We start from the raw sequence: 16,891 nt of genomic DNA, 5'->3' as shown, positions 1-16,891 counted from the left end.
AAATTTTTAACCAATGCTATGATGACTCTTATCTCAACCCAAAAAGAAAAGGAGCGGATATGATATCCTACTCCTTATTCTTGTCAGAAAATCTAATTAGAATTAGTCTTCTTTTTTCTTACGAGCAACAAGTCCAAATCCACTCAAGACTCCAAGAAGTCCAAGTGCTGCTAGGCTAGCATTATCTGCTGTACCAGTGTTTGGAAGTTCAGCTTGCCCTGTTTGAGGTAACTCTTCCCCAGATTCTGAGTGTTGCCCCTGAGATGACTTGTCCTCTTCTTGGGTAATCGCTTCATCTTGATAAGAACCTTCTTGTTTTGTAGGTTCATCAATCTTAACAGAATTTGACTGAAGGTATTCTTGATCCTGTGGTTTCGCTACGTCATCGCCTATTAACTCAGTATATAAATGGGTAACAATGCCATCTTTTTCATGGGTCATTGTATATCTATATTTCTTACCATTTTTCGATATGATATCAGATTTAGGAGCCAATTTACCAATTTGAATTGGAACGAGTTCTTCATTCGATTCAATAATAATATGACGAGTAATCAATAATGGAGCTACAGGACGAATCGCTGGTTCTCCCTTCTCGCTTACAACTCCTTCTGGTAATTCCGGCTGTACTTCTGGTTCACCTTTTTCACTAAAGAATTCTACAAAGTCATAAATAACTGTTTTTTCATTTTCATCAACTGTACCTATTTCAGGCGCTGAAGTAGCACGATGTCCTTTGTAAATATAGCTTTTTCCGTCCTTTTTGATGACCGTATATGCTTCTGGAGGAATTGAAGTGTAAGAATCTCCAATGGATGCTTCTTTCGTTAACTGTTTCTCCATCGCTATTTCGGTATTCGTTCCTTCAATCATGTATTTTTCGAAGATATTTCCAGCAGTTGCTAGTTTATAGACATAGGTAATTTCAGTAGTTCCTGAAACAACTTTCCCTGTTTCTGTGAGAGAGCCTGTTTTCAGTCCTACTAGTTTATATTTTTTACCATCTTTGGTTATTTCTTGTAATTTTACCGTTGTAGCATCATATGAAACCTCTTTGTTTGTTGTCGTTGGTGTTCCTACTACTACTTTTTGATTATCCTTATTTAAGTAATATTTAGTTTCTGTAGAAGATATCACTGCATCTTTAACAACATCTGTACTTTCTTTAATAGAAGTTCCATCCGCTAATTCATACTTAACAATGACACTACCTTTACTCTCAGTAGTTTCTGTTTCTTCCTTAGCGTAGATGTTTTTAACATTAGTTAGTTGATCACTAATATGGTAAGCACGGGTTGGTTGGTATAAGTCGTAATAATGAATTTCACTATAAATAGGCTCAGATATTGACGCATGTTGTTCATATTTCGTAGGTGCGGCAATTCTATATCGAACTCCATCTTTTTCATATTCTTTATATAATTGGCCTAATCCATATTGGTATCTAGTATCTTCACTATAATATTTCGCACCAAAATAGCCAAATCTATAAGCTAAATAAGTTTTCTTTGGTTGATTAGAATCATCATCTTCACTAGGATAATAATAATCTGTACTCTTATCTCCTAGTTTAAAATCCACATTTACTTCAAACACATTTTTTACAAAATTGGCATTTGTTGGAACTTGGTCGACATACTGAATTGCTTTATGAGCCTCTTTAAACTTCGTGACATTTGCTTTTTCACTCTCGTAGTTAGCAGTGTCTTTAAACTCTTCAATATTTCCAACAAATTTTGGTTCTACTTTATCTCAAGAATTTTTCCATCCTACTGTAATTTCTTTTTCGCCAAACATTTCTTTTAGCTTAGTTATATATTCTGTCACATCGTTATATTTTACAAACTTTCCGTTTTCTCTTATATAACCATTAAACTCCTGATGTACAGAATAAGTAGGACGATTCTTATTATCTACTGCATTTTTATTTGTTAATGTAACCTTATAGATTTCTTCCCATGTCTTTTCTTTTTCAGAGTTAGTGACATCTTCGTCTTTTAAATCTCTTAATCTCTCATCTAAAAGATTATTTAAGCCTTCCTCTAATGCTTTCTCATTAAAAAATGCACCCGCCGTATACGCTTCTTGTTCCGTTGCTGTAGAAACAGATTCTTTTAATGCTACCTCATTTTTTTCAACAACTAATATAGTATCTCCTTCCTTAATTCCACCATCAGTTGTTATATTTTCTTTTGTAAAATCTTTAGCATCATTTTCACCTTGTTTAAATGTTTCAACAGCCCAAGAATCATTGGCTGTAGTTGGTTTTGTGGCTAAAACATACTTCCCATATTTTCCTTCATCAGTTTCAGAAACTAACCAAACTCGACTACCTTCTTTAATATTATTATAGCGAATACTTCCATCTTCATTATGCAAATTTCCAGGATTTGCATGAACAGTTATATCATTAAATGTAGTTTCTTTTGAAGTACCTTCATGTTTTTCTAATTTTGTATCAATTTTATGATATTTATTTCCATCTTTTTCTATAATTTCATCTTCTTTTTTTAGCTTGTTTAATACTTCTTCATTTAAACTAGTAATTTTTCCTTCATAACGTTTGCCAAAAAGTCCACGAATTTTATAATCCATAGTAGTACTAGAAAGGTGTTTATCACCAACAGGAATTTCTACATCAGATTCTTCTTTCAGCACTTCGCCTTCTTTTGTGACATAAGAAATTTTTGAATCCTTAAAGTTATCTTCTCCTTGTTTTTTTATAGTTTCCTTTTCAACTCTGTCTAAATTATATTTGGCTCTACCTTCATTCTCGCGATGATTTCTTTCATATCCATCTTCTGTCCCCGTTGCATGATAATTCAAACCATCAAACACATGCATTTTTGGCATTGTATAGCTACCAGTACCATTACTCAACGTTTCCATTTCCACATTATCTTTTGCAGGTGTTACTGTAGTTTCATTAGCTGTATTTGTAGTTTCTTCAGCCAATACCGGACTAGCTCCAACAACCATCATCCCTAATAAAACAGACGCTGCACCAATTCCTTTATATTTACGTAATGAATATTTTTGAATTGTATCTTTTTTCATAAGGTCTTTTCCCTTTTATTTCTTTCTACTCATTATAAAAAATTATACTAACTATACTAGTATATCACTCTCAGTTTCCTTTATCAAACAATTATACATAAAGGAAATTAAAAAAAATAGATAATAAGATATCCAATAAAATCTCATTATCTATTTCATTTTTAGGCGTTCATGAGTGATAAATATCTCTTAGAAACTTGTTCTTTTGAATATCGATTCACAAACTTACTTGTATTTTCTAGCTCGATTTCTTTATCAGTCTCATATAAACACTTGATAAGATGCGCTAACTCCTCTGGTGTATCATATAAGCAAATATCTGAGTTCTTAGATGCATAATATTGATGAGCAATTTCAACATTAGAAAGCAAGGGAATCAATCCAAAACTCATAGCTTCAACACAGGCATTGGCAAATAATTCCTTTTGGGAAGTTGAAATATAGCCATCATGTTCCCAATAAGGTACCTCATCTACATATCCAACAACATGAATGGTAGATGGCAAAGTCGGATACTCTTTCTTCAATTTTTCAATATCTCCACCATATAAGAATACTTCTACAGGTAGGCCTTCTTGTTCTAACTTCCTAAAGGCTTCTATAATCCATTCTACCCTTTTTACCTTACTCATATTCCCTACATAACAATAGGAACTAGGCTTTCTTCTTTGTAATACTGCTGAGGAAACTTGAGGTGCAAAAATCGGTGGCATAAATTGTGCGTGATACCCTAAATCTTGCAAGATTGATGTTAATACTTCTGAAGCTACTAAATATCTAGTTTTTCTTCTTAGATTATGAGCTGGATTTAGCAATACATTGTCATGGATATATTCCCAATAGAGACGGTTTGTATTTTCTACAAAGCGCCATAATTTGGGAGTCACCACGTTATGTTGATCTCGAATTAAGATGTCTTTCTTATCTGTAAGACTGATTAATACCTGAATCAATAAGTCTTCGTAGGTTAACCATTCTCCATCTTTATAATATAAATAATTGTCCTCCATCATATAAATGGGACTTGGTTCTTCTCTTGGCTTATAGTACCGTGCCCGCATCGCTGTCGAACCATCTCGATTTAACCATTCCAGTTCTTCTTTTTTATTTTTCTTTAAATATAATCCGGAAGTAAAATATAGAGTTTCTTCTTCTAATTCAATACTAGCCACAAATCCATTAATAACAGTCATTTTTCCATTAGGATACCTATCAATGATATCGGAAGGACGAATACTTAATTCATCATGACCAATATCTGATTGATAATGGCTTACACTCACTAATTCATCCCTTTCAAACTGACAACCTAAGCGTCGCAATTCTTTTTGACGGTCCTCATAGTAGGGGAGGGAAATACCTGTGATGGTCACATGGGGCAGGTCTTGTAAGTGGAGGCTGACTGATGAAGTAAAATGATAGACCTGGACGAACTCGTATTCTTGAAAGAGTTGGGCTAGGACATCTTCAAAGATCAGCTCCGTCTCCAAGTAAGTCACGTTTGGAATAGTGAAGGTTTCCTTGGGATGAGGCAGATAGAGGTCAATGGCTAAGGCCTTGGCATAGGTACTAATAAAGCGGATGGAGATCTGATCATCCTCTTCAGAGAACTTTTGCCCCAACAGGACCTTGACCGTCTTACCATTTAAGACGGGTGCTTGGGGCAGGTCAAAAAAATGCTCCAGATAAACTAGCTTTTCTCTAGCCACGACATGGTAGTCACTGCGATAGAGGGTATAGTGCTTTTCTGTCCGCTCAATCAAATCATCTCTAGTCAAGCCCAAAGGCCCCACCTGACTGGGTTGAAGAGGGAGGGCATACATTCCCAAAGGGTAAATATCTGCATAGCCATCATCGAAACTCATGAGGTGCTGGTAATTTGAACTAGCAACCAAGTCCAGAATCAAGCTATTGTCAAAGCTAGCATAAAAGATGGTGTCATAGTCGCCGGCAAGCTCCTGACAAATCTGAGCCAAGTCCTCTGTCGTCTGAGGATAATGAACATGGTCAAAATCCTTTGCATAATGCTCCTGACGGGCATTTTTGACAGGACTGACATAAAGGCTGACAAAGTCCTGATTAGGATAGAGCCCCTTGATATGCTGGGCAATCTTGGCCTGCAAGGGCGTTGTGGCAATGATGAGGTGTTTCATCTCTTTGATTCTCCTAGGTGGTGATGTTGCAGCAAGGTCTCAACGACTTCAAAGTCCAAAGCATCGTCGATATCATAAGAATAGAGTTTGGGCATTTCATAGGCCACTGTCTTATCTGTGTAAAAGGTCTCATCTCGTAGGTAAAGGTTCTTGCGAGAAATCCAGATACTACCGTTTGGATAGTAATAGACAGGCTCTTTCTGTCGAGCATAGTGTTTGGAAACCTGTGGCGGACGGATAAAAGGTGAGTCCCCGAGTTGCAAGAAAAGACTACGACTCTTATCCGCCTTGACACAGGAAATCAAATGGTCAGCTCCAGACTGACAGTAGAGCTGGTAGGATTCAATAAGGTGCTCCACCTCTCTCAAGGGTGAGGTCACCTGTAGATTCACAAAGACCTGACCTTCCTCAAAGGGCTGTAAAAAGTCTCGTAAGGTCTCTAAGCTAGAGGTTGTTGATAGGGCCAATTCTTTTGGTCTATGGACATAACAAATCTCTGGATAAGCTTGACGACAGAGTTCTAGATAGGCGAGTGAGTCTGAGGAGACCCAGATGTCACTAAATAGCTTGGAGGCTAGAGCGACTTCTATGGTATAGAAAACCAAGGGTTTACCTGCAAGAGGTTTGATATTTTTATCCACTAAGCCGCGTGAACCCGAACGAATCAAAATGACGGCTATGGGTTTAGATTTTGCTTTCATATAGTCTTCCTTTAGTTTTCTATTGTATTGGACTAGTAAGAAAAGCTAGATTGATCAACTTACAACATCCTAGAAGTTCCTATCTAATAGTTCTCTATATATTTGAGCTACTTTTTCCAGAGAATAGCGAGAGGCTAAGGCTAGATTTTTTTCATTCGATAGATAAAAATCAAGCTCTTCCATCTCTTCTATCATTTGGATCAATTGTCCCTTATTCTGGAAGAGGCGGATGGCATTGGACTGGCTAGCATAGAAACGATGGGCTATCTCCACATCTGATAATAAGGCTAACAAACCTTGACTCAAGGCTTCAACACAGGCATTGGCAAATAACTCTGTATAACTAGCTGACAGGTAGCACTGGTGGAGATGATAAGGAACCTCCTCTACCAATCCTTTGAAATGAATGGTTGGCGGAATATCATATTGATTCTGTAATTCTGCTAGACGTTCCTCTGAGCCGCCATAAAAGGTAATCTGGGCCTTAGAGCCACGTTTGTAGAGTTCGATAAAGGCTTCAATGACAAGTTCAACGTTCTTTCCTTCTCCCATATGATCCACTAGGCAATAGTCCAAAACAGGTCCAATTTTTCTTAGCTGACCTAATTTTTCTGTAAACATTGGTGGTAAAAACTTGGTGTCATACCCTTGTTTCGCCAAAGTATCAGTCAACACTTCACTGGCGACTAGATATTTGTTTGCCTTGCGCAGATTGGCGAGGCGTAAGTCTCGCATGACATTTTCATGGACGACTTCATAGTAATTTTTGTCCGTGTTTTCCATGTAACGCCAGAGGCTGGGTTTGGGAACGATTTGTTGGTCACGGATAAAGAGATCTGTCTGTTTTGCACATCTGAATAGGAACTTAACCAACAAGTCCTCTTCAGAACGGATTTCTCCTCCTATGCGGTAGATATACTCTGGATAAAAGATGGTTACAGGAGAGGGGTCTTTGAAGGGATCGATAAACTTGGGTACTCTCATGGATTTCCTTGGCTGGATGAATGGTGACAATTCTCGACATGATGTAGACTCTTTCCCTCTTATTTTCTGCTTATAAAGGAAAAACCACCCTCACAAAAAGGCGAGGGTGGTTCATCCGTTACAATGCTTGGGGATTTCCTAGCAAGTTCCCCCTCAAAAGGACTTTATGCTATTCTATCACAAAGACTGACCATCTGCAAGATAGACTGGATTAGACAGGATAGCTTGGGGGAGTTTTCTTATTGTTTATAAATCGATTCTCTGAAATCATCTGTGCTACGTAGGTAGGCATTGAAGATTTTTTGTTTACAACTTTCAAGAAAATAGAGAAGGCAAACTAGCCTTCCCCATTTTAAGGTTATATAATTTTACAACTTCGTTATAAAAAGCTATTGAAACAGACTATTTGTTCACTAGTTGCCTAGTTTACCCATTCACCATTTCCATTTACTTTATAACCGTCTGGTGTTGTTGTGCTCACAGCCAAAGCTCCAGAATCGTAGGCATAGTACCAGTGCGGTCCAACTTTAAACCAACCTGTCTTCATGATACCTGCTTCGTCAAGATAATACCAAGTACCATTTTCCTTGTACCAGCCTGTCTTCATAGCTCCTGAGCCATCAAAGTAGAACCATCTATTTCCGTCTGTACCCCAGCCTGTAAACATAGCACCTGAGCTACTCAAGTAATACCAGCTACCATCTACTTTTACAAATCCAGTTTGCATGACACCTAGGTCATCCAAGTAGTACCATTTACCATCCGTTTTCACCCAGCCTGTCTTCAGATCACCAGACTCATAGAAATACCATTTTCCATTAGATTGCACCCAACCAGATTGGTCTGAACTAGAAGTTCTAAATTCTTTCAGCGCTTTTTCTACAACGACTGCTTTACTTTTAACTGTTGAAAGGTTTGAGGAGGTCACTTCTGTATACTGAATAGCAGGACCATATCCACCAGCCAATTCCTCTGAAGAAGCATCATCACCTAAAGCTAGAGAAATCGTTGCTACTTTCTGAGAACTAGCTGCATTTTTAAAAGCAGCGAGCCCCACATAGGTAAATTTAGAATTGATCAAAGCCTCATAATAACCTGTAAATTCTTTAGATGTTCCACCCTTCTTTTTCGCTACATAATTTGCCTTCTCAGCATGCCAATTTTCAATTGCTTTTAGAAAACCTTCATAGTTCACATCTAAAGCTTCTCCTCTTATACTATTACTAGATGGAAAAGCAGTCCAGATTTCTTTCGTAGAAAGACGCTCAGGTTTCAGAGTTACTGACACCTCAGTAGCTCGTACAAAAGCAGTTTTCTCAAGATCAGTAGACCATTTGATAGGAACATACTTATCTACCAAACCTTCATCAGCTGCTTCCTTACGAATCTTATTAATCGCATCCAAAATAGTTTGTTTATTTGGGGTTAAAAATTCTCCCTTAATCCCAACCAAAACATTGCCACTAGAGGGATTTAGCACTTCTGAGCTCAAGACATTTTCATTTCTACCATCTGCAGATTGTGTTGCCACCAATCTGTCATTGGCAAAAACATCATTTGTCAAAACTGCTCCAGCTAAAGTCAAAGCCAAGGCGCTAGCAAATACAATTTTCTTCATTTTTTCTCCTTTTATCCTATAGATAGGACAGGTATTTTCAATATTAAATTATATCATATTTTCCTACTCTTTGCCCATTTCTACTAATGTTATAAGACAAATGCTATTGATCCGAAAAGTAGAAATTCCCATCCTTTTATTTCACAACAAGCTCATAACGTGTCTTGCTTGTAAAGGTTTGACCGGCTTTGAGAATGACTTGGTCTTTGAGGTCACTGTGAATGGCATCTGGTAAAGCTTGCGCTTCAAGGGCAATCCCATTGTGCTGTACCATTGGCTGACCTCCTATGATGACACTCTCATCCACAAAGTTTGCTGTGTAGACTACAAAGCAAGGAGCTTCTGTCTTGAAAAGCAGGAAGCGACCTGAATTTTGGTCATAAAGAAAACCAGCATTGTCATGACCTGCAGGAAGGGCAAATGGGTGGTCCAAACCAGACACCAGCTGGATTTGCTCATCTTCTTCTGCAAAGATATCCTTCAACAAAGCTCCATTGTAGATGTGTTTAACCACATCACGAGTAGCATCTGGAGTTTTGACAGGAACACCGTCGGGAGCGATTGGATAAATGCCCTCTGTGTTTAGTTGGAAGACATGACGGTCAATCGTCTGCGTGAAATCACCAGACAAGTTGAAGTAGCTGTGATTAGTTGGATTGACCAGCGTATCCTGATCGGTCGTTACCTTGTAGCTGATTTCATAGGCACCAGTTTCTTCTAAGTGGTAACTGATCCAAATCTTGAGATTTCCAGGAAATCCTCCTGTCTCATCTGTACGCTCTGTGTAGAGGGTCAAGCCATGATCGCTCACCTCAACTAGTTCAAACAAGCTCGAATCCCAACCTGTTGAACCACTGTGGTTACAGTTGCTAGCATTGTTGACTTCAAGGTCATAGGTCTTGCCATTAAGCTCAAATGTCGCACCAGCAATACGACCTGCAACAGGACCTACGCTAGCTCCATGATTAGGACTATTGCCTACATAGCTATCAAAGTCATCAAAGCCCAAAATAACATTGACAAAATTTCCATCCTTGTCAGGTGTGACATAGCGCAAGATAGTCGCACCATAAGTCATAACCTCAAGTTGGTAGCCACTGTCAGTTTCAAATCGATAGGCCAAAATATCTTGTCCCTTAACATTTCCAAACACACGCTCTGTGTATGCTTTCATTCTGTTCTCCTTTTACTATTTCTCTCAAGCAAACAAACCATAGAAAGCGCCTTGACAATCTATGGTTTGCCTGATGATATACAAATCCTCTTGTCAAGAATTCATAAACACTGTCTTATACTCAATGAAAATCAAAGAGCAAACTAGGAAGCTAGCCACAGGCTGTACTTGAGTACGGCAAGGCGAAGCTGACGTGGTTTGAATTTGATTTTCGAAGAGTATCACTTTTGATATTCGTGGATGATAACACCCTGTACCACACGGTTTACTGTACCTGTAGGAGACGGTGTATCTGGTTTATTTTCTACCTTGAGTGAAGTCAATAGGGCAAAGAGTTGGGCATAAACGATGTAAGGGAAGACACGGTAAATATCATTCAAGACACCGCCACAACCAAGGGCCACTTCTTTGACATTTTCAAGACCAAAGGATTGATCACTCAAAAGCACAACACGGCGAGCAATCTGGTCACCAGCAACTTCACGAACCAAGTCCAAGTCGTACTTACGAGTGTAGTCTGTCGTTGTACCAAAGACTAAAACAACTGTATCTTCGTTGATAAGAGATTTTGGACCGTGACGGAAGCCGACTGGGCTTTCATACATGGTCGCCACTTGGCCAGCAGTCAGTTCCAAAATCTTAAGCTGAGCTTCATGAGCAAGTCCAAAGAAAGGACCAGCGCCTAGATAGATGACACGGTTAAAGTCTAGGTCAACAAGTTCTTTGACATCTTCTGCATTGTCTAGAATTTTACGGGCAAGACTAGATACAACTTCAAAACGTTCAGCTTTAACAGCAAATTCTGTAGGATCAAAGACCAAGAGAGCTGTCAACATCATAGACGTAAAGCTAGAAGTCATGGCAAATCCAGCATCATTAGAAGCAGCTGGTTGCAAAAGCAAGAGATTGCGGTCATCTCCATGGGCTTGAAGAGCCAACTTACCGTCCGCTGCACAAGTAATCGTCACTTGGTAAAGCTCATCCACCAAGGCCTTGGCCAAATCAACAGTCGCCACACTTTCAGGCGAGTTCCCACTACGAGCAAAGGATACAAGTACAGTTGTCACATCTTTTTTCAAATAAGTTTCTGGATTGGCAACGATATCTGTTGTCGCAATAGCATTGAAATTCCATTTGCGTTCGTCATAGACTTCCTTAAAGTAAGGTATCAAGGTATCTCCCACATAAGCAGAAGTCCCAGCACCTGTCAAGATAACCTTGATATAGTCATGTTTATCAGCAATCCCTTGTAGGAAGGCTGCAATTTCTTCACGTTTTGCTTGATAAGATTCAAAAGCTTCTTTCCATACATCAGGCTGTTGGTAGATTTCACGTGTAGTGATTTCTGCACCCAATTCAATCAAGTCTTCTTTTGTATAATGTAACATTGAGTTCCTCTTTTTCTATTAAATATGGGAATGGGAGTAAGCCCCATTCCCATGTATATTCTATATAAGATGCTCTAACGATTTTCACGTTGTCACATCGTATACTCAATGAAAATCAAAGAGCAAACTAGGAAACTAGCCGCAGGTTGCTCAAAGCACTGCTTTGAGGTTGTAGATAGAACTGACGAAGTCAGTAACATATACCTACGGCAAGGCGACACTAGTATGGTTTAAAGAGATTTTCGAAGAGTATTATTCATCTTCGTCATCATCGAAGCCAGCTAACAGGTCATTAACTTTCACAATACTTTCTGCAGCACGGTTCTTATAGTCCGCATCTGCGCCTGTAAGGCTCGCATTGATAAATTCAATCACCATTGGAAGATTCATCCCTGCGTAGAGTTCAATGTCGCGACCTTCCATGATCAAACGGCTTACCACGTTACATGGTGTACCACCGAGAAGGTCCGCAAAGACTAGGAAATCATCCAATCCTTCAATAGCAGCTTCAAATTTAGCAGTAAAGTCTTCTGGGCCATCTTCTGGAAGAAGAGCTACTGTATAAATATTGTCTTGTGGACCCATAATCATTTCTGTGCTACCTTTAAGTTCTTCACAGAAGCGACCATGACTCACCAAAATTAATGATTTAGCCATAAATTATGCGCCCATTCCAAGTACAAATTTACCAAAGGCAGAAAGACCTACTGCAAGAGCGATAATGATACCGATAGCTTTAGTAGAAGTCATACCTTTCTTACCAAGCAACCAGAAGATAAAGGCAGTAAAGATTGCTGGAAGCAAACGTGGGAAGATTTGGTTCAAGATGTCTTGGAAATCAATCATCTTTTCACCGATTGGCAACTTGTAAGAAATTTCAAAGTTGATCATTGTTGCTACAAGAGCACCCATCATGAAGACACCCAGTACAGATGCAGCGTCAATCAAAGCTGTCAATGTACTTTGCATGTTGTTGATAAGGTTAACCCCTTCTTTGTAGGCAAATTCCAACTGTTTCCAACGGAAGATGTCATAAGCAACTGCAACTGCGATCCAAAGGAAGATACCCCAAGGTTGGCCAGCGATAGCCATAGTTGCTGCGACTGACCCCATGATAGCAGGTACAAGCGAACCAAAGATTGTATCTCCAAGAGGAGCAAATGGCCCCATCAAACCTGTCTTGATACCGTTAACCGCATCTTTTGAACCTACACCATCTTTTTCTTCCATGGCAAGGTCAAAACCAGCGATAATAGTGTGGAAGAATGGTGAAGTATTGAAGAATTGAGTATGAACTTTCATCATTTCTTTCAATTCAGGAGTGCCATCCCCATACATTTTACGCAACTGAGGCAGGATCATGTAAAGGTAACCAGAAGCTTGCATACGTTCATAGTTCCAACCCAATTGGAAAGTAAACAAGCTACGTTTGTTGATTTGATTAAAATCTTCTTTTGTAAGTTTGTAATTAGAATTCGTCATCTTCGATTTCCCCACTTTCTGATGGTGTAGAAGGTGCTGCTACAGCTACTTTTTGGCTATTTTTGAAGTGAAGCACTGCAAGGAAGATACCTACGATAGAAATACCAATCATAGACAATCCTTTGAAGTTGTTCACGAAACCAATTTTTTCAGCAACATCTTTCGGTAGAGTGCCTACGATACCAGCAACAGCGCCACCAAGACCTGTTACATATGAGTAAAGAACAGTCAACATAGCTGTCAAACCAAATCCCATAGCAAGGTAGTGAAGGTTACGTTTAACTGGAAGGTAACGAAGCAAGATTGCAAATCCAAGACCTGGAAGCATACGTCCTGCGAGTGTCAAACCATCTGCAACCCATTGGTATTTTGTAACGAAATCTACTACGTGTTGTACAAATTCACCACCGAAAGCAAGCGCGAAGAAGACTGGAAGGGCACGAGATAGAGCCCAAGGAATCGCACCAAGCAAGTAGTTGCGTTCAATACCTTTATAGTCAAAGCGTTCGATTGCAGCATCCACACGGTGAGCGAAGAAAGTAGTTGTCATACGTCCAAGAACGTCGAAGTAAGTCAAGAGAGCTGCTACTGGCACAGCGATTGTTGTAATCGCCAGTGATGCATCAATTCCTTGTGAAACAGAGAAGGCTGTCGCAAGAACCGCACCAGAAGTTGCGTCAATACGAGAAGCACCACCGAAGGTACCAACCCCAAGAACGAACAGTTGCAAGTTACCACCGATAAGCAGACCAGTAGTCACATCTCCCATAATCAAACCAGTAATGAAACCAGCAAATACAGGGGAACCTGCAGATGAAACGATCGTCAACTCATCACAGATTTGATAAGCTGAGTACAAAGTGAGAAGTAAAATTTGCCACCATTGTATCATAACAATGACCTCCTAAAAATTTTTTCCTATTTTAATAAGCTCAAAAAGTCTGAAATTGGATCATTTGGAACCATTTGAGCAGTAAGTTTAACACCTTTTTCTGCCAATTTGTGGAAATCTTCCACATCCTTGTCCACTACGTTGATAGAACGTGTAATGGCACGAGTTTCTGGTGTTTGAGACATATTCCCAACATTGAGAGTTTCAAGTGGTACACCTGCTTCGACCAAACCAAGGAAGCGGTCTGGTTTACGAGCCACGATAAAGAGACGTTGGCTATCATATTTACCAGCAAGAATATTGGCTGCCGCTTTTTCAATTGGCAAAATACTCAATTTTACACCTGGTGGTGTCGCAAGTTTCAAACCACTCTTTTCAACGTCGTTGTTGACAACTTCGTCATCTACAACCATAATACGTGAAACATTTAGTTTTCCAGCCCAAAGATTGGCTACTTGTCCGTGGATCAAACGTCCATCGATACGGCATCCTACAATTGTCATAAGTTTTCCCCCTTTATATGTTTTAGTGTAGGTTTTCGAGTTAAATGAATCTCTTCTTTATATTCACCCTCTGTCTCAAAGATAATAATGCGGTTTGCACCTTCCTTGAGGTAGCTATGAGGGATATAAAGCGAGAGGGTCGGGCCGACGTTCCAAAAACGTCCTAGATTCTGCCCATTGACAAAGGCAACTCCCTTACCAAACTCAGACAAGTCTAAGTAAGTATCTTTTGGCGCTTCGATTGTAAAATCATAAGCATAAAAGGCTGGTTGTCCTTCTGTCCATCCTTTTGAAAAATCAATTTTCTCAGGATTGTCTAGTGGGAGTGGATAGTGTTTCCAGTTTAGTAAGAAGTGCAAATCCTTACAAACCCCTGTCCGAATTCCCTTACGTTGCGTATCCGCTAAGAACTTGTGTCCATAGTTGACACGTCCCATATTTTCTACCAAGATATCTAACCTAGATAGCGCTTTCTTTTTACCTTGATAAAAAATATCTTCCCCAATTTCTGTCTGATATTGGGTTTCGACCCACTGACCATCGACATAAAGCTGAGCTCTATCTCGACCGTCAATGATACGAAGTCTTTCTTCTTCTGCATCCCAGTTTGTTTCTGTTCGATAGAGTAGATAGCCATAGCTTTGTCCCAACTCCTCCATCTTTTTAGGATAGAGGCTTTCTACTGGACTTGACAAGCTATCCAAAGTTTCAAACAAGGAAACTTTTTCAACTAGTGGAATAGCATCCAACTCCATACTCTCTTTGTAGAGTGGTTCCAACTGCGGATACTCTGGAAAATGTGTTGCCATCATCTTCTTGACTGCCAGATATTTGGCAGTTGGATTTCCTTCTTCATCCAGAAGGGCATCGTAATCATAAGATGTAACTTGTGGCAAATCCAAGGTTCCTCGAGCCGAGCAACCATTCATGAAGCCAAAGTTTGTACCACCATGGAACATGTAAAGATTGATGGAACCTTGTTCCAAAACCTCTCGAACTGCATCTGCCAATTCTTTGGGATCCCGTGTGATAATCGGTTCTTTCCAACGATTGAACCAGCCATCCCAGAACTCCATACACATGAGCGGCCATTTCTTGCCATGTTCATCAAAGAATTCCTGCATCTGTGAAAAGTTGTACGGAGCTTTAGAACCAAAGTTTCCTGTTACAAAGAGGTCATCTTCGATTAAGGTTCCAGCTTTCAGAGTAGCTCTCCATGGACCATCTGATGTAAAGAGAGGACAGGTTACGCCACGCTCTTCCATCAACTGTCGAATTGCTCTTAGGTAAGCCTTATCTTCGCCATAAGAACCATACTCATTTTCAACCTGCATCATAAGGATATTGCCACCATTGTCCAACAAATGTGGCACCAACCGTGACAAGAGCTGGTCATAGTAGCGACCGACAGCTTCAATATAAGCAGGATCTGAGGAACGAAGCCTCATATCTTTGGTTAAAAGCCAAGCTGGTAAGCCACCGAATTCCCACTCCGCACAGATGAAGGGAGAGGGACGAACGATAGCGTAGAGACCCAAATCTTGTGCTGTCTGAAGAAATCGCTCCAAATCCAGAGCTCCTCCAAAGTGAAACTCACCCTCACGAGGCTCATGTAAATTCCAAGCTACATAAGTTTCTACTGTATTAAAACCAAGAGCCTTCAAGTTATAGAGCGAATGATACCAATCTTCTGGAGGAACCCTAAAATAATGAATGGCGCCAGATAAAATCTTAAATGATTTTCCATCGAGATAAAAATCATCCCGTATCTCAAATCGTGTCATATTCTTACCTTCTGACAATAAAGTTTACGCTTTCATTTGTTGATATAGTAAATATATCTCAATATCTTACATTTGTCAATAGGTTTTCACAATTTTTTTCATTTTTCACTAAATTTTACACAAAAAACTTATAAAAATCTTGTAATCTATAGTCATAACAACATTTTAGCACCATGTATAAAAATGTAGGTTTTTCTATTTATTCCTATGTAAATTAACCTTATAGCCTATTATTCTAATTTTTTTATTCAAAAGGCTACTATTCTTTCCAGTTTTATGGTAAAATCTTTAACTGAGAAGGAAAATCGAGGTGAAAATATGGCAATTCCAAAGTATCAATATATTAAAGATGAGTTAAAGAACAAAATCATTTCTGGTCAATTTGCCAGTGGAGATAAATTCTACACTGAAGCTGAATTGATTGCAATGTATGACGTGAGTTCTATCACAGTTGTCCGCGCCTTAAACGACCTTGCCAAGGATGGCTATATTGTCCGTCAACAAGGAAAGGGTACATTCGTTTCACGCGCACGTAAACACAAACTCGTAGAGTTTTCAGATGTAGAAGTTTTTGAAACTAAAGATGATAAAGTTACCGTCCTTTCTATTGAGCGTGGAAACAAACTAGGCTACTTAGAAAAACTTGGACTACGCGGAGATCAGTTCTACTACAAGATTGAACGCATACGCGAAACAGGTGGTGTTGTGTACATCTACCATACATCTTACATCCCAGAACAATACGTCAACGCAAATTATCCAAATCTTGAATATTATAGCTCTATCTATAACCGTTTCAAATTGGATTACCACATTCACATGAATGATGAACATTTTGAAGAAATCAATGAAATAGCATTTCCAACTCCAGAACATGCGGCTTCGGTCCTCGGGGTCGATGAGCAATTCCCAACCGTTTTACAAACCAAGACTACTAAACTAGAGTCTACTGGTCAAGTTCTCGCATACAGCGAAACATATAAACGAGCAGATTACTACAAAATCAAATTCATTTCATGTGACCGTGATCACTAAGAAGAAAGCCTGAGCCTAAGCGCTTGGGCTTTTTCTATGCTTATTATATGACATTAAAAATGTATTTTCTATATGTCAATTAAGATAGACTAAATTTGTTTAAATTTTACTAAAATATAG

General features: G+C 39.2%; 12 protein-coding genes and 1 pseudogene. 1 reads left to right on the top strand and 12 read right to left on the bottom strand.

Annotation, left to right across the window (positions count from 1 at the left end; genetic code table 11):
• Nucleotides 1-102: 102 nt before the first annotated feature.
• From ACLNCP_RS09315 to ACLNCP_RS09260, 12 genes and pseudogenes are all read right to left on the bottom strand, one after another.
• Nucleotides 103-3,057: pseudogene (locus ACLNCP_RS09315) on the bottom strand (LPXTG cell wall anchor domain-containing protein).
• 161 nt (nt 3,058-3,218) lie between these two features.
• Nucleotides 3,219-5,210, bottom strand: a complete 1,992-nt coding sequence (locus ACLNCP_RS09310) for a glycosyltransferase family 52 (RefSeq protein ID WP_424844356.1) — start codon at nt 5,208-5,210, stop codon at nt 3,219-3,221.
• Nucleotides 5,207-5,911, bottom strand: coding sequence for a cytidylyltransferase domain-containing protein (locus ACLNCP_RS09305; protein WP_424844355.1), 705 nt, complete (start codon nt 5,909-5,911; stop codon nt 5,207-5,209). The genes ACLNCP_RS09310 and ACLNCP_RS09305 overlap by 4 nt, the downstream gene beginning before the upstream one ends.
• Before the next feature lie 69 nt (nt 5,912-5,980).
• Nucleotides 5,981-6,895 (bottom strand): glycosyltransferase, encoded by a 915-nt coding sequence (locus ACLNCP_RS09300; protein ID WP_260467866.1) that lies wholly within the window; start codon nt 6,893-6,895, stop codon nt 5,981-5,983.
• A gap of 421 nt (nt 6,896-7,316) precedes the next feature.
• Nucleotides 7,317-8,513, bottom strand: coding sequence for a CAP domain-containing protein (locus ACLNCP_RS09295; RefSeq protein ID WP_049544558.1), 1,197 nt, complete (start codon nt 8,511-8,513; stop codon nt 7,317-7,319).
• A 136-nt stretch (nt 8,514-8,649) separates the two neighbouring features.
• A complete protein-coding gene (locus tag ACLNCP_RS09290; RefSeq protein WP_424844354.1) occupies nt 8,650-9,687 on the bottom strand; it encodes an aldose epimerase family protein in 1,038 nt (345 codons plus the stop codon).
• A 221-nt stretch (nt 9,688-9,908) separates the two neighbouring features.
• The gene (locus tag ACLNCP_RS09285; RefSeq protein WP_084887362.1) at nt 9,909-11,075 is read right to left on the bottom strand and encodes an SIS domain-containing protein; all 1,167 of its coding nucleotides are present in this window, start codon (nt 11,073-11,075) and stop codon (nt 9,909-9,911) included.
• A gap of 252 nt (nt 11,076-11,327) precedes the next feature.
• Entirely contained in the window at nt 11,328-11,732 is a 405-nt protein-coding gene (locus ACLNCP_RS09280; protein ID WP_424844353.1) for a PTS sugar transporter subunit IIA, read from the bottom strand.
• 3 nt (nt 11,733-11,735) lie between these two features.
• Nucleotides 11,736-12,557: a PTS system mannose/fructose/sorbose family transporter subunit IID gene (locus ACLNCP_RS09275; protein WP_033685252.1), complete on the bottom strand. Its 822-nt coding sequence runs from the start codon at nt 12,555-12,557 to the stop codon at nt 11,736-11,738.
• Nucleotides 12,544-13,449, bottom strand: a complete 906-nt coding sequence (locus ACLNCP_RS09270; RefSeq protein WP_424844352.1) for a PTS mannose/fructose/sorbose/N-acetylgalactosamine transporter subunit IIC — start codon at nt 13,447-13,449, stop codon at nt 12,544-12,546. Before ACLNCP_RS09270 ends, ACLNCP_RS09275 begins: the two co-directional genes overlap by 14 nt.
• Nucleotides 13,450-13,475: 26 nt before the next feature.
• On the bottom strand, nt 13,476-13,952 hold the full coding sequence (locus ACLNCP_RS09265; RefSeq protein WP_000156970.1) for a PTS sugar transporter subunit IIB: 477 nt from the start codon (nt 13,950-13,952) through the stop codon (nt 13,476-13,478).
• Entirely contained in the window at nt 13,949-15,736 is a 1,788-nt protein-coding gene (locus ACLNCP_RS09260) for a glycoside hydrolase family 35 protein (protein ID WP_424844351.1), read from the bottom strand. Before ACLNCP_RS09260 ends, ACLNCP_RS09265 begins: the two co-directional genes overlap by 4 nt.
• A 318-nt stretch (nt 15,737-16,054) precedes the next feature.
• Between ACLNCP_RS09260 and ACLNCP_RS09255 the strand changes: the two genes are divergently transcribed.
• Nucleotides 16,055-16,771: a GntR family transcriptional regulator gene (locus tag ACLNCP_RS09255; RefSeq protein ID WP_424844350.1), complete on the top strand. Its 717-nt coding sequence runs from the start codon at nt 16,055-16,057 to the stop codon at nt 16,769-16,771.
• Nucleotides 16,772-16,891 lie beyond the last annotated feature (120 nt).

Source organism: Streptococcus sp. CL6.35 (genome assembly GCF_049737915.1).
GTDB lineage: Bacteria > Bacillota > Bacilli > Lactobacillales > Streptococcaceae > Streptococcus.
This window is presented reverse-complemented; position numbering and strand designations above follow the sequence as displayed.